The 21,610-nt window shown below is 63.4% G+C and carries 21 protein-coding genes and 2 tRNA genes; 17 read left to right on the top strand and 6 right to left on the bottom strand.

Annotation, left to right across the window (positions count from 1 at the left end; all coding sequences use genetic code 11):
• Positions 1–34 precede the first annotated feature (34 nt).
• Positions 35–349, bottom strand: a complete 315-nt coding sequence (yhbY, locus tag FFS27_RS06300) for a ribosome assembly RNA-binding protein YhbY (protein WP_003095204.1) — start codon at positions 347–349, stop codon at positions 35–37.
• A 94-nt stretch (positions 350–443) separates the two neighbouring features.
• Between yhbY and rlmE the strand changes: the two genes are divergently transcribed.
• The 17 genes from rlmE to FFS27_RS06210 all read left to right on the top strand — a co-directional run bounded on the left by rlmE (position 444) and on the right by FFS27_RS06210 (position 16,457).
• On the top strand, positions 444–1,067 hold the full coding sequence (gene rlmE / locus FFS27_RS06295) for a 23S rRNA (uridine(2552)-2'-O)-methyltransferase RlmE (RefSeq protein WP_003095202.1): 624 nt from the start codon (positions 444–446) through the stop codon (positions 1,065–1,067).
• A gap of 198 nt (positions 1,068–1,265) precedes the next feature.
• Positions 1,266–3,185 carry an ATP-dependent zinc metalloprotease FtsH gene (gene ftsH / locus FFS27_RS06290; protein ID WP_003095200.1) on the top strand — a complete coding sequence of 640 codons (1,920 nt, stop codon included), beginning with the start codon at positions 1,266–1,268 and terminating at the stop codon, positions 3,183–3,185.
• 9 nt (positions 3,186–3,194) lie between these two features.
• Entirely contained in the window at positions 3,195–4,046 is an 852-nt protein-coding gene (gene folP, locus FFS27_RS06285) for a dihydropteroate synthase (RefSeq protein ID WP_003095197.1), read from the top strand.
• Between the two features lie 16 nt (positions 4,047–4,062).
• The gene (gene glmM, locus FFS27_RS06280; RefSeq protein WP_003095196.1) at positions 4,063–5,400 is read left to right on the top strand and encodes a phosphoglucosamine mutase; all 1,338 of its coding nucleotides are present in this window, start codon (positions 4,063–4,065) and stop codon (positions 5,398–5,400) included.
• A 65-nt stretch (positions 5,401–5,465) separates the two neighbouring features.
• Positions 5,466–6,221, top strand: a complete 756-nt coding sequence (gene tpiA / locus FFS27_RS06275) for a triose-phosphate isomerase (RefSeq protein WP_003100513.1) — start codon at positions 5,466–5,468, stop codon at positions 6,219–6,221.
• A 2-nt stretch (positions 6,222–6,223) separates the two neighbouring features.
• A complete protein-coding gene (secG, locus tag FFS27_RS06270) occupies positions 6,224–6,613 on the top strand; it encodes a preprotein translocase subunit SecG (RefSeq protein WP_004365383.1) in 390 nt (129 codons plus the stop codon).
• Between the two features lie 13 nt (positions 6,614–6,626).
• Positions 6,627–6,712 (top strand) — tRNA-Leu (locus tag FFS27_RS06265).
• 90 nt (positions 6,713–6,802) lie between these two features.
• Positions 6,803–6,879 (top strand) — tRNA-Met (locus tag FFS27_RS06260).
• Positions 6,880–7,005: 126 nt separating this feature from the next.
• Positions 7,006–7,464, top strand: a complete 459-nt coding sequence (rimP, locus tag FFS27_RS06255) for a ribosome maturation factor RimP (RefSeq protein WP_003095193.1) — start codon at positions 7,006–7,008, stop codon at positions 7,462–7,464.
• A 44-nt stretch (positions 7,465–7,508) separates the two neighbouring features.
• On the top strand, positions 7,509–8,990 hold the full coding sequence (gene nusA / locus FFS27_RS06250) for a transcription termination factor NusA (protein ID WP_003095192.1): 1,482 nt from the start codon (positions 7,509–7,511) through the stop codon (positions 8,988–8,990).
• Between the two features lie 27 nt (positions 8,991–9,017).
• On the top strand, positions 9,018–11,540 hold the full coding sequence (gene infB / locus FFS27_RS06245; protein WP_003100517.1) for a translation initiation factor IF-2: 2,523 nt from the start codon (positions 9,018–9,020) through the stop codon (positions 11,538–11,540).
• 102 nt (positions 11,541–11,642) lie between these two features.
• The gene (rbfA, locus tag FFS27_RS06240; RefSeq protein ID WP_003095188.1) at positions 11,643–12,032 is read left to right on the top strand and encodes a 30S ribosome-binding factor RbfA; all 390 of its coding nucleotides are present in this window, start codon (positions 11,643–11,645) and stop codon (positions 12,030–12,032) included.
• Positions 12,033–12,034: 2 nt separating this feature from the next.
• A complete protein-coding gene (gene truB / locus FFS27_RS06235; protein WP_003100522.1) occupies positions 12,035–12,949 on the top strand; it encodes a tRNA pseudouridine(55) synthase TruB in 915 nt (304 codons plus the stop codon).
• 95 nt (positions 12,950–13,044) lie between these two features.
• The gene (gene rpsO / locus FFS27_RS06230; protein WP_003095184.1) at positions 13,045–13,314 is read left to right on the top strand and encodes a 30S ribosomal protein S15; all 270 of its coding nucleotides are present in this window, start codon (positions 13,045–13,047) and stop codon (positions 13,312–13,314) included.
• A 173-nt stretch (positions 13,315–13,487) separates the two neighbouring features.
• Positions 13,488–15,593, top strand: a complete 2,106-nt coding sequence (gene pnp / locus FFS27_RS06220) for a polyribonucleotide nucleotidyltransferase (RefSeq protein WP_003095181.1) — start codon at positions 13,488–13,490, stop codon at positions 15,591–15,593.
• 272 nt (positions 15,594–15,865) lie between these two features.
• The gene (locus tag FFS27_RS06215; protein ID WP_003095177.1) at positions 15,866–16,210 is read left to right on the top strand and encodes a BON domain-containing protein; all 345 of its coding nucleotides are present in this window, start codon (positions 15,866–15,868) and stop codon (positions 16,208–16,210) included.
• 49 nt (positions 16,211–16,259) lie between these two features.
• Positions 16,260–16,457: a CsbD family protein gene (locus tag FFS27_RS06210; RefSeq protein WP_003095174.1), complete on the top strand. Its 198-nt coding sequence runs from the start codon at positions 16,260–16,262 to the stop codon at positions 16,455–16,457.
• Between the two features lie 63 nt (positions 16,458–16,520).
• Here the strand turns inward: FFS27_RS06210 and FFS27_RS06205 are convergent, their stop codons facing one another.
• The 5 genes from FFS27_RS06205 to FFS27_RS33510 form a co-directional block, all read right to left on the bottom strand.
• Positions 16,521–16,835 carry a DUF2845 domain-containing protein gene (locus tag FFS27_RS06205; RefSeq protein WP_003135234.1) on the bottom strand — a complete coding sequence of 105 codons (315 nt, stop codon included), beginning with the start codon at positions 16,833–16,835 and terminating at the stop codon, positions 16,521–16,523.
• Positions 16,832–17,125 (bottom strand): DUF2845 domain-containing protein, encoded by a 294-nt coding sequence (locus tag FFS27_RS06200; protein ID WP_003100541.1) that lies wholly within the window; start codon positions 17,123–17,125, stop codon positions 16,832–16,834. The genes FFS27_RS06205 and FFS27_RS06200 overlap by 4 nt, the downstream gene beginning before the upstream one ends.
• Positions 17,126–17,129: 4 nt before the next feature.
• Complete coding sequence (locus FFS27_RS06195; protein ID WP_021264062.1) at positions 17,130–20,396, bottom strand: DUF748 domain-containing protein; 3,267 nt, start codon at positions 20,394–20,396, stop codon at positions 17,130–17,132.
• A 124-nt stretch (positions 20,397–20,520) separates the two neighbouring features.
• A complete protein-coding gene (locus tag FFS27_RS06190) occupies positions 20,521–21,402 on the bottom strand; it encodes an oxygenase MpaB family protein (RefSeq protein ID WP_003113910.1) in 882 nt (293 codons plus the stop codon).
• Positions 21,403–21,498: 96 nt separating this feature from the next.
• A partial coding sequence (locus FFS27_RS33510) for a hypothetical protein (protein ID WP_256659438.1) occupies positions 21,499–21,610 on the bottom strand: 112 nt, incomplete at its 5' end.

The raw sequence follows: 21,610 nt of genomic DNA, 5'->3' as shown, positions 1-21,610 counted from the left end.
TCGGGAAGTTTCCCGACCTTGGTTGGATGGGGCATCAGATGCCGGCGAAACGGCTGATGTTCGAGAGATTCTTGTTCGGCTTCGGGTTCTTCCGATAGACCAGCGCCATCTTGCCGATGCTTTGCACCAGGTCGCTGCGCGACTGCGCGCAGAGTTCGTCGAGCAGGGCGCGGCGATCGTCGCGCTCGGCCAGCGCCAGTTTCACCTTGATCAGTTCGTGATCGTTGAGTGCGCGCTCGAGTTCGGCGAGAACGCCTTCGGTCAAGCCGTTCTCGGCTACGATCAATACCGGTTTCAGGTGGTGACCGATAGATTTGAACTGTTTCTTCTGCTCTTGAGTGAGCGCCATAATCAGACCCCTGGGAAAAAGTCGTCTATTTTACCCCAGTTTTAGTCCAAGTGATGCTGCCCCCGCCGACCGGGGGTGCCCGAAGAGGTATTCCGTGGCCCGCTCCAAAACCAGCCAGCGTTGGCTGAAAGAACATTTCGACGATCCCTACGTGAAGATGGCCCAGCGCGATGGCTATCGCTCGCGTGCCAGCTACAAGCTGCTGGAGATCCAGGAGAAGGACCGCATCCTGCGTCCGGGCATGACCGTGGTCGACCTGGGCGCCGCGCCGGGCGGGTGGTCGCAGGTCACCAGCCGGGTGATCGGCGATCGTGGCCGGCTGATCGCTTCGGACATCCTCGAGATGGACAGCATCCCCGACGTCACCTTCATCCAGGGCGACTTCACCGAGGACGCGGTGTTCGCGCGGATCCTCGAGGCGATCGGCGATCATCCGGTAGACCTTGTGATTTCCGATATGGCCCCCAATATGAGTGGAGTGCGGGCCGCCGACCAGCCGCGCGCCATGTATCTCTGCGAACTGGCGCTGGACCTGGCCGGCCGTGTGCTGCGACCGGGCGGCGATTTCCTGATCAAGATCTTCCAGGGCGAAGGTTTCGACCAGTACCACAAGCAGGCCCGGGAAATGTTCGACAAGGTACAGATGCGCAAGCCCCTGTCGTCGCGTGATCGTTCGCGGGAACAGTATCTGCTCGCACGCGGCTTTCGCGGGGAATAGACTGGAATGATTGACCCTATAGCCTGTCTATTGGTCGATGACCTGTTGTGCCGGGACGGGCGAGGGTTCATAAAGGGTTACAGACAACGCCTGCGTGCGCGGGCGCTTGTGTAGTACTTTTGGCCGGAAGGAGTCTGGCCGTCGTGTGAAGCGGTTTCCAGGACGGAGCCGGCTTCAGAGGGTAGTCAATTGAACGACATGGCAAAGAATCTGATTCTGTGGCTGATCATCGCGGCGGTACTGGTGACCGTGATGAACAATTTCTCGAGCCCGAGCGAGCCACAGACGCTGAACTACTCGGACTTCATCCAGCAGGTCAAGGATGGCAAGGTCGAGCGAGTGACCGTGGATGGCTATGTCATCACCGGCAAGCGTAGCGACGGCGATACCTTCAAGACCATCCGCCCGGCGATCCAGGACAATGGCCTGATCGGCGACCTGGTCAACAACAACGTCGTGGTCGAGGGCAAGCAGCCCGAACAGCAGAGCATCTGGACCCAGTTGCTGGTCGCCAGCTTCCCGATCCTGGTGATCATCGCCGTCTTCATGTTCTTCATGCGCCAGATGCAGGGCGGCGGCGGCGGCCGCGGTGGCCCGATGAGCTTCGGCAAGAGCAAGGCGCGCCTGCTGTCCGAGGACCAGGTCAAGACCACCTTCGCTGACGTCGCCGGCTGCGACGAGGCCAAGGAGGAGGTCAGCGAGCTGGTCGAGTTCCTTCGCGATCCGGGCAAGTTCCAGCGCCTGGGCGGCCGTATCCCGCGTGGCGTGCTGATGGTCGGCCCGCCCGGCACCGGCAAGACCCTGCTGGCCAAGGCCATTGCCGGCGAAGCCAAGGTGCCGTTCTTCACCATTTCCGGTTCCGACTTCGTCGAGATGTTCGTCGGCGTGGGCGCCTCCCGTGTCCGCGACATGTTCGACCAGGCCAAGAAGCACGCGCCGTGCATCATCTTCATCGACGAGATCGACGCCGTCGGCCGCCATCGCGGCGCCGGCCTGGGCGGCGGTCACGACGAGCGCGAGCAGACCCTCAACCAGTTGCTGGTGGAGATGGATGGCTTCGAGATGAACGATGGCATCATCGTCATCGCTGCCACCAACCGTCCGGACGTTCTGGACCCGGCGCTGCTGCGTCCGGGCCGCTTCGACCGCCAGGTGGTGGTCGGCTTGCCGGATATCCGCGGGCGCGAACAGATCCTCAAGGTGCACATGCGCAAGGTGCCGCTGGGCGACCATGTCGATCCTGCCGTCATCGCCCGCGGTACGCCCGGTTTCTCCGGCGCCGACCTGGCCAACCTGGTCAACGAGGCCTCGCTGTTCGCCGCGCGCTCCAACAAGCGCATCGTCGACATGCGCGAGTTCGAGCTGGCCAAGGACAAGATCATGATGGGCGCCGAGCGCAAGACCATGGTCATGTCCGAGAAGGAGAAGCGCAACACCGCCTACCACGAAGCCGGCCACGCCATCGTCGGTCGCCTGGTGCCGGAGCATGACCCGGTCTACAAGGTGTCCATCATTCCGCGCGGACGCGCCCTGGGCGTGACCATGTTCCTCCCCGAGGAAGATCGCTACAGCCTGTCCAAGCGCGCGCTGGAAAGCCAGATCTGCTCGCTGTTCGGCGGGCGTATCGCGGAAGAGATGACCCTCGGCTTCGAAGGCGTCACCACTGGCGCTTCCAACGACATCATGCGTGCTACCCAGTTGGCGCGGAACATGGTGACCAAGTGGGGTCTGTCCGAGAAGCTCGGCCCGCTGATGTACGCGGAGGAGGAGGGCGAGGTGTTCCTCGGCCGTAGCGCCGGCAGCCAGCACGCCAATGTGTCGGGCGAGACCGCCAAGATGATCGACCAGGAAGTCCGGCGCATCATCGACGACTGCTACGGTACCGCCAAGCGACTGCTCGACGAGAACCGCGACAAGCTGGAGATGATGGCCGACGCACTGATGAAGTACGAGACCATCGACTCCGACCAGATCGACGACATCATGGCCGGTCGCGTGCCGCGCGAGCCGCGTGACTGGCAGGGTGGTTCGGGTACCGGCACCCCGCCGGCCAACCTGGAAGAGTCGGGCCGCCGCGAGAACACCCCTCCCATCGGTGGGCCGGCCGGCGAGCACTGAGAGCCCTGAATGAGCAATCCGCAATACCCGACCCGACTGCCTTGCGGCAGTCGGGTTCTTGATTTGGCCCGCCCACATGTCATGGGCATCCTCAATGTCACCCCCGATTCCTTTTCCGACGGCGGCCGTTACGACCGGCTGGACGATGCCCTGCGGCATGCCGAGCGCATGGTGCGGGAGGGCGCAACGCTCATCGACGTCGGCGGCGAGTCGACCCGTCCCGGTGCGCGCAGCGTTTCTCCGACGGAGGAGCTGGAGCGGGTCGCTCCGGTAGTCGAACGCATCGCCCGCGAGCTGGACGTCGTGATTTCGGTGGATACCTCCACGCCTGCGGTCATGCGCGAAACTGCGCGTCTCGGAGCGGGTCTGATCAACGACGTCCGTTCGCTGCAGCGCGACGGTGCGCTGGATGCTGCGGTGGATAGCGGCCTGGCGGTCTGTCTCATGCACATGCGCGGAGAACCGCAGACCATGCAGGATGCGCCTGCCTACCAGGATGTGGTGGCGGAAGTCGGCGCGTTCCTGCAGGAGCGTGTGGATGCCTGCGTGGCGGCCGGAATCGACCGCGAGCGGCTGTTACTGGATCCGGGTTTCGGTTTTGCCAAGACACTGGAGCACAACCTGGTGCTGTTCAGGCATCTGCAGGCGCTCCATGGCCTGGGCCTGCCGTTGTTGGTCGGCGTTTCGCGCAAGAGCATGATCGGCAAGGTACTGGGGCGGGAGGTGGACGAACGCCTCTACGGCAGTCTCGCGCTGGCGGCCCTGGCGCTGGCCAAGGGCGCACGGATAATTCGAGTGCATGACGTGGCGGCGACCGTCGACGTGATGCGAATGATCTCCGCCGTTGAAATGGCGGATTGAGCACGGAAGACAAAAGATGAGCAGAAAATACTTCGGGACTGACGGTATCCGTGGTCGTGTTGGCGAGTTTCCGATTACTCCGGACTTCGTTCTCAAGCTGGGCTGGGCGGTGGGCATGGCCTTCCGCCGGCAGGGCAACTGCCGGGTCCTGATCGGCAAGGACACGCGCAGCTCGGGTTACATGTTCGAGTCGGCCTTCGAGGCCGGGCTCTCCGCTTCCGGCGCCGATACCCTGTTGCTGGGACCGATGCCTACCCCCGGCATCGCCTACCTGACGCGGACTTTCCACGCCGAGGCCGGGGTGGTGATCAGCGCTTCGCACAATCCCCACGACGACAACGGCATCAAGTTCTTCTCCGGGCAGGGGACCAAGCTGCCGGACGACGTCGAGCTGATGATCGAGGAACTGCTCGATGCGCCGATGACCGTGGTGGAGTCCGCCCGTCTCGGCAAGGTTTCGCGGATCAATGACGCGGCGGGGCGCTACATCGAATTCTGCAAGAGCAGCGTGCCGACCAGCACCGACTTCAACGGTCTCAAGGTCGTGCTCGACTGCGCCAACGGCGCTACCTACAAGATCGCTCCCAGCGTCTTCCGGGAACTGGGCGCGGAAGTGACGGTGCTGGCGGCCAGCCCGAATGGCCTGAACATCAACGACAAGTGCGGCTCCACTCACCTGGATGGCCTGCAGGCTGCGGTGGTCGAGCACCATGCCGACCTCGGCATCGCCTTCGACGGCGACGGCGACCGGGTGATGATGGTCGACCATACCGGTGCGGTCGTGGATGGCGACGAACTGCTTTTCCTCATCGCGCGCGACCTGCAGGAAAGCGGGCGGCTGCAAGGTGGTGTGGTCGGCACCCTGATGAGCAACCTCGGCCTGGAGCTGGCTTTGCAGGAACTGCATATCCCGTTCGTGCGGGCGAAGGTCGGCGATCGCTATGTGATGGCCGAACTGCTGGCTCGGAACTGGATGCTGGGAGGGGAGAATTCGGGGCATATCGTCTGCTGCCAGAACACCACGACGGGCGATGCCATCATCGCGGCGCTACAGGTGCTGATGGCGCTCAAGCATCGCGGCCAGACCCTGGCCGAGGCGCGCCAGGGGATTCGCAAGTGCCCCCAGGTGCTGATCAATGTGCGCTTCAAGGGCGAAAACGATCCGCTCGAGCACCCCTCGGTGAAGGAGGCCAGCGTCCGCGTCACCGAGCAAATGGGCGGGCGCGGTCGTGTCCTGCTGCGCAAATCCGGCACAGAGCCGTTGGTCCGGGTGATGGTCGAGGGCGACGAGGAAGCTAGCGTTCGTGCCCACGCCGAACAGCTGGCAAAAATTGTTTCTGAGGTATGTGCTTGATTTTGCTTGCCAGTCTGGAAACTGTTGAGTAACATCTGCGCCCACTTTGCCCCGCGAGGTACAGCATGCGTCGACCCTTGGTGGCCGGTAACTGGAAAATGCACGGTACGCATTCCAGTGTGGCCGAGTTGATCAAAGGCTTGCGTCAGCTGGCGTTGCCGAGCGGAGTCGATGTAGCTGTGATGCCGCCTTGCTTGTTCATCAGCCAGGTCATCCAGGGCCTGGCCGGCAAGGCGATCGATGTAGGTGCGCAGAACAGCGCCGTCGAGCCGATGCAAGGCGCGCTGACCGGTGAGACTGCTCCCAGTCAGTTGGCGGATGTCGGTTGTAGCATGGTCCTTGTGGGCCACTCGGAGCGTCGCCTGATTCTCGGCGAGAGTGACGAGGTTGTGAGTCGCAAGTTTGCCGCGGCTCAGTCGTGCGGCCTGGTGCCGGTGCTGTGTGTCGGGGAGACCCGGGCGGAGCGCGAGGCGGGCAAGACGCTGGAGGTTGTCGCAAGGCAGCTGGGAAGCGTGATCGACGAGTTGGGTGTTGGAGCTTTTGCTCGCGCAGTCGTGGCTTACGAGCCGGTCTGGGCGATCGGGACCGGGTTGACCGCGTCCCCCGCGCAAGCCCAGGAAGTGCACGCGGCGATCCGCGCGCAACTGGCAGCGGAAAATGCCGAGGTCGCAAAAGGTGTGCGACTCCTTTACGGCGGCAGTGTAAAGGCGGCAAGTGCAGCCGAGTTGTTCGGCATGCCGGATATCGATGGGGGGCTGGTAGGTGGAGCCTCCCTCAATGCGGATGAGTTCGGCGCGATCTGTCGTGCCGCGGGAAGCTGAAGATGCTGGAAAAGGTCGTAATTGTCGTGCATCTGCTGATGGCATTGGGTCTTGTTGGCCTGATCCTCGTTCAGCATGGCAAGGGTGCGGATGCAGGGGCTTCTTTCGGTGCAGGTGCTTCGGCAACTGTTTTCGGAAGCCAAGGTTCCGCTACCTTTTTGAGTCGAATTACTGGTATACTGGCAGCGGTTTTTTTCTTGACCAGCCTTGGCTTAGCGTACTTCGCTAAAGAAAAGTCTGATGCTCTGCAACACATCGGACTGCCGGATCCGGCAGTTCTGGAGCAGAAGCAAGAGAAAGCACCGGCCGCTGACGATGTGCCGGTTCTTCAGGAGCAGTCCAGGCCTGCGGAAAGTGCAGGCGATGTACCGGCGGCTCCTGAACAGAAGTAAGAGAAAGGTTTCTGCCGAGGTGGTGGAATTGGTAGACACGCTACCTTGAGGTGGTAGTGGCCATAGGCTGTAGGGGTTCGAGTCCCCTCCTCGGTACCATATAAGCAAGCCCCGTCCTGCGGGGTTTGTCTCCGCAAGGTTCGGTTGACCCATCAGGGTGTCGGTCGTATAATCTTGCACCAGCTTTGACGCGGGGTGGAGCAGTCTGGTAGCTCGTCGGGCTCATAACCCGAAGGTCGTTGGTTCAAATCCAGCCCCCGCAACCAGTTTTTCAGGGCCCCTTTTTAGGGGCTTTTTGTTAGCTGGACAGTCCATGCCACGGTTCCGAGTGGCAATTTAGGGATGGGCGTTTCGCCCATTTTTTGTTTCTACGACATACGCGAGGCGATCAGGTGTCGAGCAAGCTAGAACAGTTGCAGGCCTTGCTGGCCCCTGTGGTCGAGGCGCTCGGCTATGAGTGCTGGGGCGTCGAGTTCATTTCCCAGGGTCGTCATTCGGTGTTGCGCGTCTATATCGACCGCCCCGAAGGCATCCTCATCGATGACTGTGAAGCCGTCAGTCGGCAGGTCAGCGGTATTCTCGACGTCGAAGACCCGATCAGCGGCGAGTACACCCTGGAGGTGTCCTCTCCGGGCATGGATCGGCCGCTGTTCACCCTCGAACAGTTCGCCAAGCATGCCGGCGAGCAAGTGAAGATCAGGCTGCGTTCGCCCTATGAGGGGCGGCGTAACTACCAAGGCATTCTCCGTGGTGTGGAGGAGCAGGATGTGGTGGTCCTGGTGGACGATCACGAGTACCTGCTGCCGATCGATTCGATCGACAAGGCCAACATCATTCCCCGTTTTGATTGAGACGCGAATCCGCGGATCCAATGGATTGAAAGGCGAGGCGTACAATGAGCAAAGAAGTACTGCTGGTTGTTGAGTCGGTATCCAACGAAAAGGGCGTACCGGCCGGCGTGATTTTCGAGGCGCTGGAGCTGGCTCTGGCGACCGCCACCAAGAAACGTTTCGAGGACGAGGTCGACCTGCGCGTCGAGATCAATCGTCATAACGGCAGCTACGAGACTTTCCGTCGTTGGCACGTCGTCGCCGACGAGGACTACCAGGACCCCGCCACCGAGATCACCGTCGAGGACGTCCAGGAGCAGAAGCCGGGCGCGAAGGTCGGCGAGGTCATCGAAGAAAAGATCGAATCCATCGAGTTCGGCCGCATCGCTGCGCAGACTGCCAAGCAGGTCATCGTGCAGAAGGTCCGCGAGGCCGAGCGCGCCCAGGTGGTCGATGCCTACCGCGAGAAGGTCGGCGAGATCATTTCCGGTACCGTGAAGAAGGTCACCCGCGACAACGTCATCGTCGATCTCGGCAACAACGCCGAGGCGCTGCTGGCCCGCGACCAGATCATTCCGCGCGAGACCTTCCGCGTTGGCACCCGCGTGCGTGCCCTGCTGAAGGAGATCCGTACCGAGAACCGCGGTCCTCAGCTGGTCCTGTCGCGTACCGCGCCGGAAATGCTGATCGAGCTGTTCCGCATCGAAGTGCCGGAAATCGCCGAGCAGTTGATCGACGTGATGGCAGCCGCCCGTGACCCGGGCTCGCGCGCCAAGATCGCCGTTCGTTCCAAGGACAAGCGCATCGACCCGCAGGGCGCCTGCATCGGCATGCGCGGTTCGCGCGTCCAGGCGGTATCCGGCGAGATCGGTGGAGAGCGGGTGGACATCGTCCTGTGGGACGACAACCCGGCGCAATTCGTGATCAACGCCATGGCTCCGGCCGAGGTGGCGGCGATCATCGTCGACGAGGATACCCATACCATGGATATCGCCGTCGCCGAGGACAATCTGGCGCAGGCTATCGGCCGCAGTGGCCAGAACGTCCGTCTGGCCAGCCAGTTGACCGGCTGGACCCTGAATGTGATGACCGAGGCGGATATCCAGGCCAAGCAACAGGCCGAGACCGGGGATATCCTGCAGCGCTTCGTCGACGAGCTGGATGTCGACGAGGAACTGGCCCAGGTACTGGTGGAAGAGGGCTTCACGACTCTTGAGGAAATCGCCTACGTACCGATGGAAGAGATGCTCAGCATCGATGGCTTCGACGAAGACATCGTCAACGAGCTGCGCTCCCGTGCCAAGGATCGCCTGCTGACCAAGGCCATTGCGACCGAAGAGAAGCTCGCCGACGCACAACCGGCAGAAGACCTGCTCAGCCTCGATGGCATGAGCAAGGAGCTGGCCCTGGACCTGGCGCTGCGTGGCGTAACCACCCGTGAAGATCTGGCCGAGCAATCGATCGACGATCTGCTCGACATCGACGGCATGGACGAAGAGCGTGCCGGCAAGTTGATCATGGCCGCCCGGGCCCATTGGTTCGAGTAAGCAGTCGCGGCCTGAGGAGAGAAGTGCATGACGCAAGTCACGGTGAAAGAACTGGCCCAGGTGGTCGACACACCGGTGGAGCGCCTGCTGCTGCAGATGCGTGACGCAGGTCTGCCGCACACCAGTGCCGAACAAGTTGTAACGGATAGCGAGAAGCAAGCCCTGCTGACCCACCTGAAAGGCAGCCATGGCGATCGCGCCAGCGAGCCGCGCAAGATCACCCTGCAACGCAAGACCACTACCACGCTGAAAGTGGGTGGCAGCAAGACGGTGAGCGTCGAAGTTCGCAAGAAGAAAACCTATGTCAAGCGCAGCCCCGACGAGATCGAGGCCGAGCGCCAGCGCGAACTCGAGGAGCAGCGCGCGGCGGAAGAGGCGGAGCGTCTGAAGGCCGAAGAGGCCGCTGCCCGCCAGCGTGCCGAAGAGGAAGCGCGCAAGGCCGAGGAAGCTGCGCGTGCCAAGGCTGCCCAGGAAGCAGCGGCTACTGCCGGTGCCGAGCCTGCCGTGGTGGCGGATGTCGCGGCTGCCGAACCGGTGGCCAAGCCTGCCGCCGTGGAAGAACGCAAGAAGGAAGAGCCGCGCCGCGCGCCCAAGCGTGACGAGGACGATGACCGCCGCGACCGCAAGCACACCCAGCACCGTCCCTCGGTCAAGGAGAAGGAAAAGGTTCCTGCTCCGCGCGTGGCTCCACGCAGCACCGACGAGGAAAGCGATGGTTACCGTCGCGGCGGTCGTGGTGGCAAGTCGAAGCTGAAGAAGCGCAACCAGCACGGGTTCCAGAACCCGACAGGACCGATCGTGCGTGAAGTGAACATCGGTGAGACCATCACCGTAGCCGAGTTGGCCGCCCAGATGTCGGTCAAGGGCGCCGAAGTCGTCAAGTTCATGTTCAAGATGGGCTCCCCGGTGACCATCAACCAGGTCCTGGACCAGGAGACCGCCCAACTGGTCGCCGAAGAGCTGGGCCACAAGGTCAAGCTGGTCAGCGAGAACGCGCTGGAAGAACAACTGGCCGAGTCCCTGAAGTTCGAAGGCGAGGCGGTCACCCGCGCGCCGGTCGTCACCGTCATGGGCCACGTCGACCACGGCAAGACATCGCTGCTCGACTACATCCGTCGCGCCAAGGTCGCCGCGGGCGAGGCCGGTGGCATCACCCAGCATATCGGTGCCTACCACGTCGAAACCGAGCGTGGCATGGTGACCTTCCTGGATACCCCCGGCCACGCCGCGTTCACCGCGATGCGTGCCCGTGGCGCCCAGGCGACCGACATCGTGATCCTGGTGGTCGCGGCCGACGACGGCGTCATGCCGCAGACCCAGGAAGCCGTGCAGCACGCGAAAGCGGCGGGCGTGCCGATCGTGGTCGCGGTGAACAAGATCGACAAGCCCGAGGCCAACCCGGACAACATCAAGAACGGCCTGGCCGCTCTCGACGTGATCCCGGAAGAGTGGGGCGGCGACGCTCCCTTCGTCCCGGTTTCGGCGAAGCTCGGTACTGGCGTCGATGAACTGCTCGAAGCGGTCCTGCTGCAGGCGGAAGTGCTCGAACTGAAAGCCACTCCGTCGGCCCCGGGCCGTGGCGTGGTGGTCGAGTCGCGCCTGGACAAGGGACGCGGCCCGGTGGCCACCGTGCTGGTCCAGGACGGTACCCTGCGCCAGGGCGACATGGTGCTGGTCGGCATCAACTACGGTCGTGTCCGCGCCATGCTCGACGAGAACGGCAAGCCGATCAAGGAAGCCGGCCCGTCGATCCCGGTCGAGATCCTCGGCCTGGACGGTACGCCGGATGCCGGTGACGAGATGACCGTGGTCGCCGACGAGAAGAAGGCCCGCGAAGTCGCCCTGTTCCGTCAAGGCAAGTTCCGTGAGGTGAAACTGGCGCGTGCCCATGCCGGCAAGCTGGAAAACATCTTCGAGAACATGGGCCAGGAAGAGAAGAAGACCCTGAACATCGTCCTCAAGGCCGATGTGCGCGGTTCGCTCGAGGCTCTGCAAGGCTCGCTCAGCGGCCTGGGCAACGACGAAGTGCAGGTCCGCGTGGTCGGTGGCGGCGTCGGTGGCATCACCGAGTCCGACGCCAACCTGGCGCTGGCTTCCAACGCGGTGCTGTTCGGCTTCAACGTGCGCGCCGACGCCGGCGCGCGCAAGATCGTCGAAGCCGAAGGTCTGGATATGCGTTACTACAACGTGATCTACGACATCATCGAGGACGTCAAGAAGGCCCTTACCGGCATGCTCGGCAGCGATCTGCGGGAGAACATCCTGGGCATCGCCGAGGTGCGCGACGTGTTCCGCTCGCCGAAGTTCGGCGCGATCGCCGGCTGCATGGTCACCGAGGGCATGGTGCACCGCAACCGTCCGATCCGCGTGCTGCGGGACGATGTGGTCATCTTCGAAGGCGAGCTGGAGTCTCTCCGTCGCTTCAAGGACGACGTCGCCGAAGTGCGTGCCGGCATGGAGTGCGGCATCGGCGTGAAGAGCTACAACGACGTCAAGGTCGGCGACAAGATCGAAGTGTTCGAGAAGGTCGAAGTCGCACGCAGCCTTTGATGGCGAGTGCGTAACCACAGCGCCCGGGCCGGCTTCCAGCTGTCCCGGGCGTTTGTCGCTTTTTTTTCCAGTGGCCGGGTGTCGCTGGAGGCAGGTTGAAAAATGGCAAAAGACTACAGCCGTACCCAGCGTATCGGCGATCAGATGCAACGCGAACTGGCTCAACTGATCCAGCGCGAGATCAAGGACCCGCGCCTGGGCCTGGTCACCATCACCGGTGTCGAGGTCAGCCGCGACGTGGCGCACGCCAAGGTGTTCATCACCGTCATGGGCCAGGACGATGCCGGCAAGATCGCCCTGAACATGGAAATCCTCAACGACGCCGCCGGCTACCTGCGCATGTTGCTGGGCAAGTCGATGAAGCTGCGCAGCGTGCCGCAACTGCATTTCCACTACGACGAAAGCATCCGCCGCGGCGCCGAGCTGTCCGCGCTGATCGAACGTGCGGTGGCCGAAGACGGCCGCCGCCACGGCGACGAGACCGAGGACTGAGCGTGGCCCAGGTGAAGCGTATCCGCCGCTCCATCAGCGGCATCCTGGTGCTCGACAAGCCTCGCGGCATGAGTTCCAACCAGGCACTGCAGAAAGTCCGCTGGCTGCTCAATGCCGAGAAGGCCGGCCACACCGGCAGCCTCGACCCGCTGGCCACCGGGGTGCTGCCGCTGTGCTTCGGCGAGGCGACCAAGTTCTCCCAGTATCTTCTCGATGCCGACAAGGGTTACGAGACGGTGATGCGCATGGGCATCACCACCACCACCGGCGACGCCGAGGGCGAACTGCTCGCCGAGCGGGACGTGACCGTCGGTCGGGACGATCTCGAACAGGCCCTGCCGCGCTTCCGTGGCGACATAGAGCAGGTGCCGCCGATGTACTCGGCGCTGAAGAAAGACGGACAGCCGCTGTACAAGCTCGCCCGTGCAGGAGAGGTAGTGGAGCGCGAGGCGCGTTCTGTTACTATTACGCGCCTGGATTTGCTCTCTTTCGAGCCGCCCTGTGCGACCCTGGCCGTTTCCTGCAGCAAAGGCACCTACGTGCGTACGCTGGTGGAAGATCTTGGCCAGGTCCTGGGCTGCGGCGCGCACGTCGCGGCACTGCGGCGGACCCAGGCCGGGCCGTTCGCCCTGGCCCAGGCGATCACCCTCGAGACGCTCGAACGCGTGCATGCCGAAGGTGGTCCGGAAGCGCTGGACCAATTCCTGATGCCGGAAGACAGCGGCCTGTTGCATTGGCCGGTGTTGCAGTTGTCCGAGCACAGTGCGTACTACTGGCTGCACGGGCAGCCGGTGCGGGCCCCGGAAGCGCCGAAGTTCGGCTGGTTGCGGGTGCAGGATCACACAGGTCGTTTCATCGGTATCGGTGAAGTGACCGACGACGGGCGTATCGCCCCGCGTCGACTGATTCGGTCATAAGACCGATACGAGGGTGGCTGTCAGCAGGCACGGTCATTCCTCCTTTTAAAACACGGGAAGCGATTCCCGGCCTGTTCACTCAGAGGAAGCCCATCATGGCACTGAGCGTTGAAGAAAAAGCGCAGATCGTTAACGAATACAAGCAAGCTGAAGGCGACACCGGTTCCCCGGAAGTGCAGGTAGCCCTGCTGTCCGCCAACATCAACAAGCTGCAGGATCACTTCAAGGCCAACGGCAAGGATCACCATTCCCGCCGTGGTCTGATCCGTATGGTTAACCAGCGCCGTAAGCTGCTGGACTACCTGAAGGGCAAAGACGTGTCTCGCTACACTGCCCTGATCGGCCGTCTGGGTCTGCGTCGCTAAGCGACGCCGGTCGGCAGCTTGAAGCAAGAAGCTGGAAGTCTGGCGTCGATACCCGCACACGAGGCGGGTATCGGCGTCGGGCTTCCAGCTTCGCGCTTTCTAGGAATCGATTCGGGTCCGACTCCCGGCATTCCACCGATTTCCCCCAAGGCAACATAGAAGGTAAAGACACCGTGAACCCGGTAACCAAGCAATTCCAGTTCGGTCAGTCGACCGTCACTCTCGAGACCGGCCGTATCGCTCGCCAGGCCACCGGCGCCGTACTGGTCACCATGGACGACGTCAGCGTGCTGGTCACCGTGGTCGGCGCCAAGTCGCCGGCCGAAGGCCGCGACTTCTTCCCGCTGTCCGTGCACTACCAGGAAAAGACCTACGCCGCAGGCCGTATCCCCGGCGGTTTCTTCAAGCGTGAAGGACGTCCTTCCGAGAAGGAAACCCTGACCTCGCGCCTGATCGACCGTCCGATCCGTCCGCTGTTCCCCGAAGGTTTCATGAATGAAGTGCAGGTCGTCTGCACCGTCGTTTCCACCAACAAGAAGTCCGATCCGGACATCGCCGCGATGATCGGTACCTCCGCCGCCCTGGCGATCTCCGGCATTCCGTTCGCCGGCCCGATCGGCGCCGCCCGCGTCGGTTTCCATCCGGAAATCGGCTACATCCTCAACCCCACCTACGAGCAACTGCAGAGTTCCAGCCTCGACATGGTCGTGGCCGGTACCGAAGACGCCGTGCTGATGGTGGAGTCCGAGGCCGACGAACTGACCGAAGACCAGATGCTCGGTGCCGTGCTGTTCGCCCACGACGAGTTCCAGGCGGTGATCCGTGCCGTCAAGGAGCTGGCCGCCGAAGCTGGCAAGCCGGCCTGGGACTGGAAAGCCCCGGCGGAAAACACCGTGCTGGTCAACGCCATCAAGGCAGAGCTGGGCGAAGCGATCTCCCAGGCCTATACCATCACCATCAAGCAGGACCGCTACAACCGTCTGGGCGAGCTGCGCGACCAGGCCGTGGCCCTGTTCGCCGGCGAGGAAGAGGGCAAGTTCCCGGCTTCCGAGGTCAAGGACGTATTCGGCCTGCTGGAATACCGCACCGTTCGCGAGAACATCGTCAACGGCAAGCCGCGTATCGACGGTCGTGACACCCGTACCGTGCGTCCGCTGCGCATCGAAGTCGGCGTGCTCGGCAAGACCCACGGTTCCGCGCTGTTCACCCGTGGCGAAACCCAGGCCCTGGTCGTCGCGACCCTCGGCACCGCGCGCGATGCCCAGTTGCTGGATACCCTGGAAGGCGAGCGCAAGGACGCCTTCATGCTGCACTACAACTTCCCGCCCTTCTCGGTAGGCGAGTGCGGCCGCATGGGCAGCCCGGGTCGTCGTGAAATCGGCCATGGCCGTCTGGCCCGTCGTGGCGTCGCTGCCATGCTGCCGACCCAGGACGAGTTCCCCTACACCATTCGCGTGGTTTCCGAGATCACCGAGTCCAACGGTTCCAGCTCGATGGCCTCCGTGTGCGGCGCCTCCCTGGCGCTGATGGATGCCGGTGTGCCGGTCAAGGCGCCGGTCGCCGGTATCGCCATGGGCCTGGTCAAGGAAGGCGAGAAGTTCGCCGTCCTGACCGACATCCTCGGTGATGAAGACCACCTGGGCGACATGGACTTCAAGGTTGCCGGTACCGACAAGGGCGTCACCGCCCTGCAGATGGACATCAAGATCAACGGTATCACCGAAGAGATCATGGAGATCGCCCTGGGCCAGGCCCTGGAAGCTCGCCTGAACATCCTCGGCCAGATGAACCAGGTCATCGCCAAGCCGCGCGCCGAGCTGTCCGAGAACGCCCCGACCATGCTGCAGATGAAGATCGACTCGGACAAGATCCGCGACGTCATCGGCAAGGGCGGCGCGACCATCCGTGGTATCTGCGAAGAGACCAAGGCCTCGATCGACATCGAGGACGATGGCAGCGTGAAGATCTACGGCGAAACCAAGGAAGCCGCCGAGGCCGCCAAGCTGCGCGTCCTGGCGATCACCGCGGAAGCCGAGATCGGCAAGATCTACGTCGGCAAGGTGGAGCGCATCGTCGACTTCGGTGCCTTCGTCAACATCCTGCCGGGCAAGGACGGCCTGGTGCACATCTCGCAGATCAGCGACAAGCGCATCGACAAGGTCACCGACGTGCTGCAGGAAGGCCAGGAAGTGAAGGTCCTGGTGCTCGACGTGGACAACCGTGGCCGCATCAAGCTGTCGATCAAGGACGTGGCTGCCGCCGAAGCTTCCGGCGTGTAAGTCGAGTCGTGATCGATGAAAACAGGGCCCTCGGGCCCTGTTTTCGTTTCCGCGACACGCTTCTCGGCGAAGGGGGCGAATCCTTGCATTTTGCAAGCCCTGTCATCGCCAATTCGGCATTCTGCAACCGTCTCGCTTCCAGCCTGTTTTTTAACTTATTGTTTTTAAAGGATTTTATTTTAGAGGAAAACTGGCACAGCGCTTGCGATATCTACTATGCAACTGACGCCAGGAATGGCTGCAGTTTTTCGAAATCCATAGGAGAAACCGCAATGAAATTCAGCAAACTCGCTATTGCCGCTGCTACTGCCACTGCTCTGAGCTTCTCGATGGCCAATGCGTTCGCTGCCCAGCCCATCAGCCTGGCGGCCAACGACACTATGCAGAAAACCGAAGAAGCGGTTTCCGATACCTGGATCACCAGCAAGGTGAAATCCAGCCTGATCGCCAACAAGAATGTCAGTGGCGTCGATATCAAGGTCGAGACCAACAAAGGTGTGGTTTCCCTTTCCGGCAACGTGAAGAGCGATGCCGAGCGTGACCTGGCGATCGAGACCGCCAAGGGCATCAAGGGCGTGAAAGCCGTTTCCGCCGATGGCCTGAAATCGGTCGAGTAAGCGCCCGGGCCGAACGACCCCTTTTCCCTCGTCACCAGGAGGAAGACCGATGAATTCCGATGTGATCAAAGGTAAGTGGAAGCAACTCACCGGCAAGATCAAGGAACGTTGGGGCGATCTGACCGACGACGATCTCCAGGCTGCCGACGGACATGCCGAATACCTGGTCGGCAAGCTGCAGGAACGCTATGGCTGGTCCAAGGAAAGGGCTGAACAGGAAGTTCGCGACTTCAGCGACCGCCTGTGAGCAGGTAGAAAGAAGCCCCGCCGGGATAGATTGCCCGGCGGGGCTTTTTCATGGGCGCTGGATTCAGTCGCCGCGCCGGCTCTGGATGGCGCTGAGGTGGTTGCCCTCGAAACGGACGAAATACAGCATGCCGTTCCATGGGCCATAGATCCATTCCTGGACCTCGACCTCGTAGCGCTTGCCCCATTCCCCGACGACCTCGCGATAACCCAGGCTGTCGCGGCTGCGTGGCTCGCCGCAGCGCGCAAGAACGTCGGCGCTGCTGTCGCCGGTGCTGACCAGGCGGCTGCCGCAACGCAGCGAATCGGCCTGCGCATGTGCCAATGGCAGCAGGGACAGCAACGCCACCAGCCCGGTACGCGGAAGCGAGCGATTCAACGCTTGAACTCGATGCGTTTCAGCTTGTTGGCTTCGAAGGTCAGGATGTAGGTCACGCCGTTGCGCGGGCCGTACACCCACTCCTCGACCTTGAATTCCCGCCGATCGTAGCTGCCCAGGGTATAGCCGACGTCGTCGCGGTGATCCGGATCGCCGCACTTTTGCTGTACTTCGAAGGCCCGGTCGCCGACGCTGACCAGCGCACTGCCGCAACGCATGGTGTCGGCCTGCGCGCTCGCGCAGGCAAGGTAGAGCAGGGGGGCCGCGAGGGCGGCGAATCGCTTGTGCAAGGTATCACTCGCTATCCAGGTGCAATTGGGTGTCGACATTACCCTTGTCTTCGCCTTCGGCGAAACTGACGTCGATCAAGTAGATGCGATCGTCCGGCAACTGGCCTTTCTCCACCAGGTAATCCTTGATCCGGGTGGCCCGGGCCTGGCCGATCTGGCGCAGCAGCACCTGGCTCTTGGCCCAGGAAGCGATCACCGCTTCACGCATCTTCGCGGTGCGTTCGTCTCTGTCCAGTTCCTTCCACTCGGCCGGTGGCTGCTGCTTCAGGCGGGTCCGGTAGATGCCTTCGAGCAGCGGCGCCTGCATGTTCTCCGGTACCTCGAGTTGCTTGGCGTCGCTCGGGACCTTGTCGCCGCGACGTTGGAGCATGCGGTAGTAGGTGTTCTGGTATTCCAGTTCGAGACGCTTGGCGCCGATCGAGGGACCGTCAGCCGCGGCGGAGGCCACGCCTTCCACTTCCAGGCGCAGCGCCGGCCGCTCCTTGAGCGCATCGGCGAGCTTGTCGAGGTTGGCCTGGGCTTCCGGCGTCAGCTCGTCGCTGCCCGCGGCGAAGGGTACCGTGCCGAGATCCTCGTTGCCGCCGGCGGCGAGGCCGGCGATGAACTTGAACGGCGCCTGCACGGCGCGCAGGACCAGGTTGCGCAGGGTCTGCCAGACGATCGGCATGACGCTGAACTCCGGGTTGTTCAGGTCGCCGGCCACCGGCAACTGGATATCGATGTTGCCCTTGGTGTCCTTGAGCAGGGCTACCGCCAGCTTCACCGGCAGGTCCACGGCATCCGGGCTGTCGACCTTCTCGCCGAGTTGCAGGCCTTCCAGCAGGACCTTGTTTTCCGCCTTCAGTTGGCTGCGTTCGATCTGGTAGTGCAGGTCCAGGTTGAGTCGCCCCTTGCGGATGCGGTAGCCGGCGAACTTGCCGGAATAGGGCGTCAGGGTGGTCAGCTCGACGCGCTTGAAGCTGGTGGTGATGTCGAGCTTCTTCAGCGGGTCGAATGGGTCCAGTTCGCCGGCGATGGTCACCGGTGCGTACTTGTCGACCTTGCCCTTGATGTCCACCTTGGCCGGCTGCGAGTTGCGCGTGTCGAGGGTGCCGACTTCGCCGCTGAGCTGCTGGATGGCGGTACCGAACGGCGGCATCAGGGTCAGGTCGGCGAAGTTCGCCGAGCCGTTGTTGATCCGTACGCCGCCGATGTGGATGCCCAGCGGCTTGCTCGCCGGCGCGTTCTTGCTTTCGGCGGCGGCCTTGCCGGACGAACTAGCCGGTTGCGGGATGATCAGCTCGCTGACGTTGGTGCTGCGATCTTCGTTGATGATGAAGCGGGCGTAGGGCTCCTCGAAGGACACGCTCTGGATCGACAGGCTGTCCTCGTGCCGATAGGCGAGGCCGTTGAGGGTCAGCTTGGTCCATTTGACGAAGTCGCGGTCCTTGATGGTATCCAGGGTATGCAACTGGCTGACTTCGGCGCTGCCGTCGACGCTGAAGGCCAGCGGCTCGACGCTCTTCAGGTCGACCGCCAGCTCGCTGCCAAGGAAGCCGCTGCGCAGTTCCAGGCGGATGAACGGCGAGATGTAGGCCTGGGCCACGCGCAGGTCGATGTCGCGGGTACTGACCTTGAGCCTGGCGCTGACCGGGTCGAGCACCACCTGGCCGCTGGCCTGGACCTGGCCGCGGTTGCCGAGGCCGGTCTTGAGCTTGAGGTCGAAGGGGGTCTTGCCGAGGCTGTCGACGTTCTGCAGGTCGAGGTCCAGCGGGCCGACTTCCAGCGGGACCTCGGTGGCCGGCTGGCGATCCACCAGGTGCGCCTTGTAGCCGCGCAGCTGGGCGTCGCGCAGGACGATGTGCCAGGGCTTGGCGGGCGTCTCCGCGGCGGCTTTCGTACTTTCCGGCGGAGGCGTCTTTGCAGTGTCGGCGAGCTGTTGCGGAGAGTCGCTGGCCGCCTTGTCGATTTCCGCAGTCTTGGCCGTTTCCTGCCCGGTTGCCTTGCCGGTCTTCGGAGCCTTGCTCGTCTCTTGCTTGGCTACCTTGTCGGCAGTGCCTTCCGCGACCTTGGCGGACTCTTTGTCGTCCGTTGCCCTTTCCGTCTCGGCGACGCTGGCGTCCTTCTCCGCAGGCCTGTCCTTGCCCGCGTCGCCCGAGGCTATCGCGGCTGCCTTGGCGGCACCGTCGGTTGCCGGTTCGCGGGTGGTCTGCGCCGCGTCGGCCGGGGCAGCGGCGGGATCGGTGTTTTCCGCCGGCTTGGGCGCAGGCGCCTTGCGTGGCGGCGGAGTGAAGTCGGCGAACAGTTTCTGCCAGTCTAGCTGGCCGTCCTTCTCGCGCGCGGCCCAGGCCTCCAGGCCCTGGCTGCGGACTTCGCCGAGCACCACTTCCTGCTTGGCCAGGTCCAGGGTGGTAGCGGCCACGTCGAGGCTGGCGAGCTTGGCCAGCGGCTTGCCCTGGGGCGAATTGATGCTGAAGTCGGCGAGTTTCAGCGCGGCTTTGTCGAGCAGCAGTTGGGTGTCCTTGGACAGGTCCAGGCGATAGTCGCTGGAGAGGCTGACCACGCCGTTCTCCAGCACCAGCGGGGCATTGTCGCGGACATAGGGCCACCAGGCCTTGAGCTGGATATCCTTGACGCTCAGGTGGCCCCTGGACGTGATCGGCACCAGGGTCAGGTCGCCTTCCCAGTCGAGGCGGCCGCCGTTCGGGCCGGTGGCGACCAGGGTCATCTTCGCGCCGTCGTCGGGCAGGGTGCTGAGGTTGTGCAGCTCGAAACCCAGCGGATCGAAGCTGAAGTCCACCGGCTCGCTCGGTCGCAGGTCCTGGAAGTGCAGGCTGCCCTCGGCCAGTTGGATGCGGTCGATGCGCAGCGGGAACGGGTCGCTCGGCTGTTCCGGCTCGGGCGATTCGCTCGGCGGGATCCTGAACAGGCTGGCCAGGTTGAGCTGGCCCTTCTCGTCGAACAGCAGTTCGGTATGCGGACCTTCCAGCTCGACGTCGGCCAGGTGCAGCTGGCGTTTCCACAGGCTGTCCAGCTGCAGGTTGGCGTACAGCCGGCGGAAGGCCAGCTGGGGGTTCTTCTCGTCGCCCAGGCGCAGACCCCAGAGGGTCAATTCCAGGCTGAAGGGGTTGAATTCGATACGTTCGAGACGTGCGGGGACGGTGGCGTATTGCGCCAGTTGCTGGTTGGCGACGCGCAGCCCGATGCCGGGTATGAGCAGGAAGCCCAGCAGGCAATAGACGAGGAAGGTGATCAGCAGGGCGCTGACAGCGCGTTTCAGTCCTTTGGGCATGGCTCTCTTTCGTTTTCCGTTCTAAGCGGTGCGTTGGAGTATGGCACGGCCTCAAGGTTCCGACCGTGATTCGCGCCGTTTCAGAGCCTTTGGACGGGTATTCTTGCTGTCACGGCACGAAAGTTCAGTGACTCACCGGCGGCAGACCCATGCGCCGGCAGGCTCTATGCATCGAAGCGTTGCGCACCGCCCAGCGCAGCAAGGGTACGCTGCGCCTGACGCTGCCGCGGATCAGGCGGCGTTGCAGCGGACTGAACGGGAGGTCGAGCATCGATCCGGCCCATTCCGGCAACAGCTCGGCGCCTGCGCGCAGCATCAGCGCGCCGAACGGCCTGGCCAGGGTGCTGGGCGCTGGTGCGTTGAAGAGAATCCGCACCACTTCGCGGGTGCGTTCGTCGCAACGCAGGCGTGGACGCATCGCCTCCAGGTAGGCGGCGATCTGCTGGCGATCGCGCGGCACCGCGCGGGCGCCGAGGCGTTCGGCGACCAGGGCGATTTCCGAGTAGTAACGGTCCTGCTCGCTGCCCGGCAGGTCGGGATTGAGATAGCGCAGGTAGGACTTGAGAAAACTGCTGACCTCGGCGACATGCACCCAGGTCAGCAGATCCGGGTCGCTAGCGGAATAGGGCGTGCCGTCGGGCAACTGGCCGATGACGCTTTCGTGGATGCGCCGGACCCGCTCGATCAGTCGCTCGGCATCGGCCAGCGGGCCGTAGGTGGTGGCCGAGATGAACTGACCGGTACGACGCAGGCGCCCGAGCAGGTCGTCGCGGAAATTGGAGTGGTCCCACACCCCCGCCAGGGCCAGCGGATGGAGCATCTGCAGGAGCAGCGCGCCAATGCCGCCGATCATCATGCTGCTGAAGTCGCCGTGGACCTTCCAGCAGGCGGCATCGGGGCCGAACAGGCCCGGATCGCCTTTCGGCGACTCGAAGTCGACGCCGCCGACGGCGAGCCCGGTAAGGCTCAGCACCTGGCTTTCGATATGGCGACGGACGCTTTCCATGGGGGGCTCGCTACGACGGGGCAGGCACGAGCTTAACCCAGGCGCCGGAGCGACTGGAACCGTCCCGCGCCGCAGGGCGCGGGACGGTTGCGCGGGTCAGCGGTTGAGGCGGTTGTCGATCAACCCCTGCACCACTCCCGGATCGGCCAGGGTCGAGGTATCGCCGAGACTGTCCAGCTCGTTGCAGGCGATCTTGCGCAGGATACGC

This window comes from Pseudomonas sp. 2VD, from assembly GCF_005503585.1.
GTDB classification, from domain to species: Bacteria; Pseudomonadota; Gammaproteobacteria; order Pseudomonadales; family Pseudomonadaceae; genus Pseudomonas; species Pseudomonas aeruginosa.
This window is presented reverse-complemented; position numbering and strand designations above follow the sequence as displayed.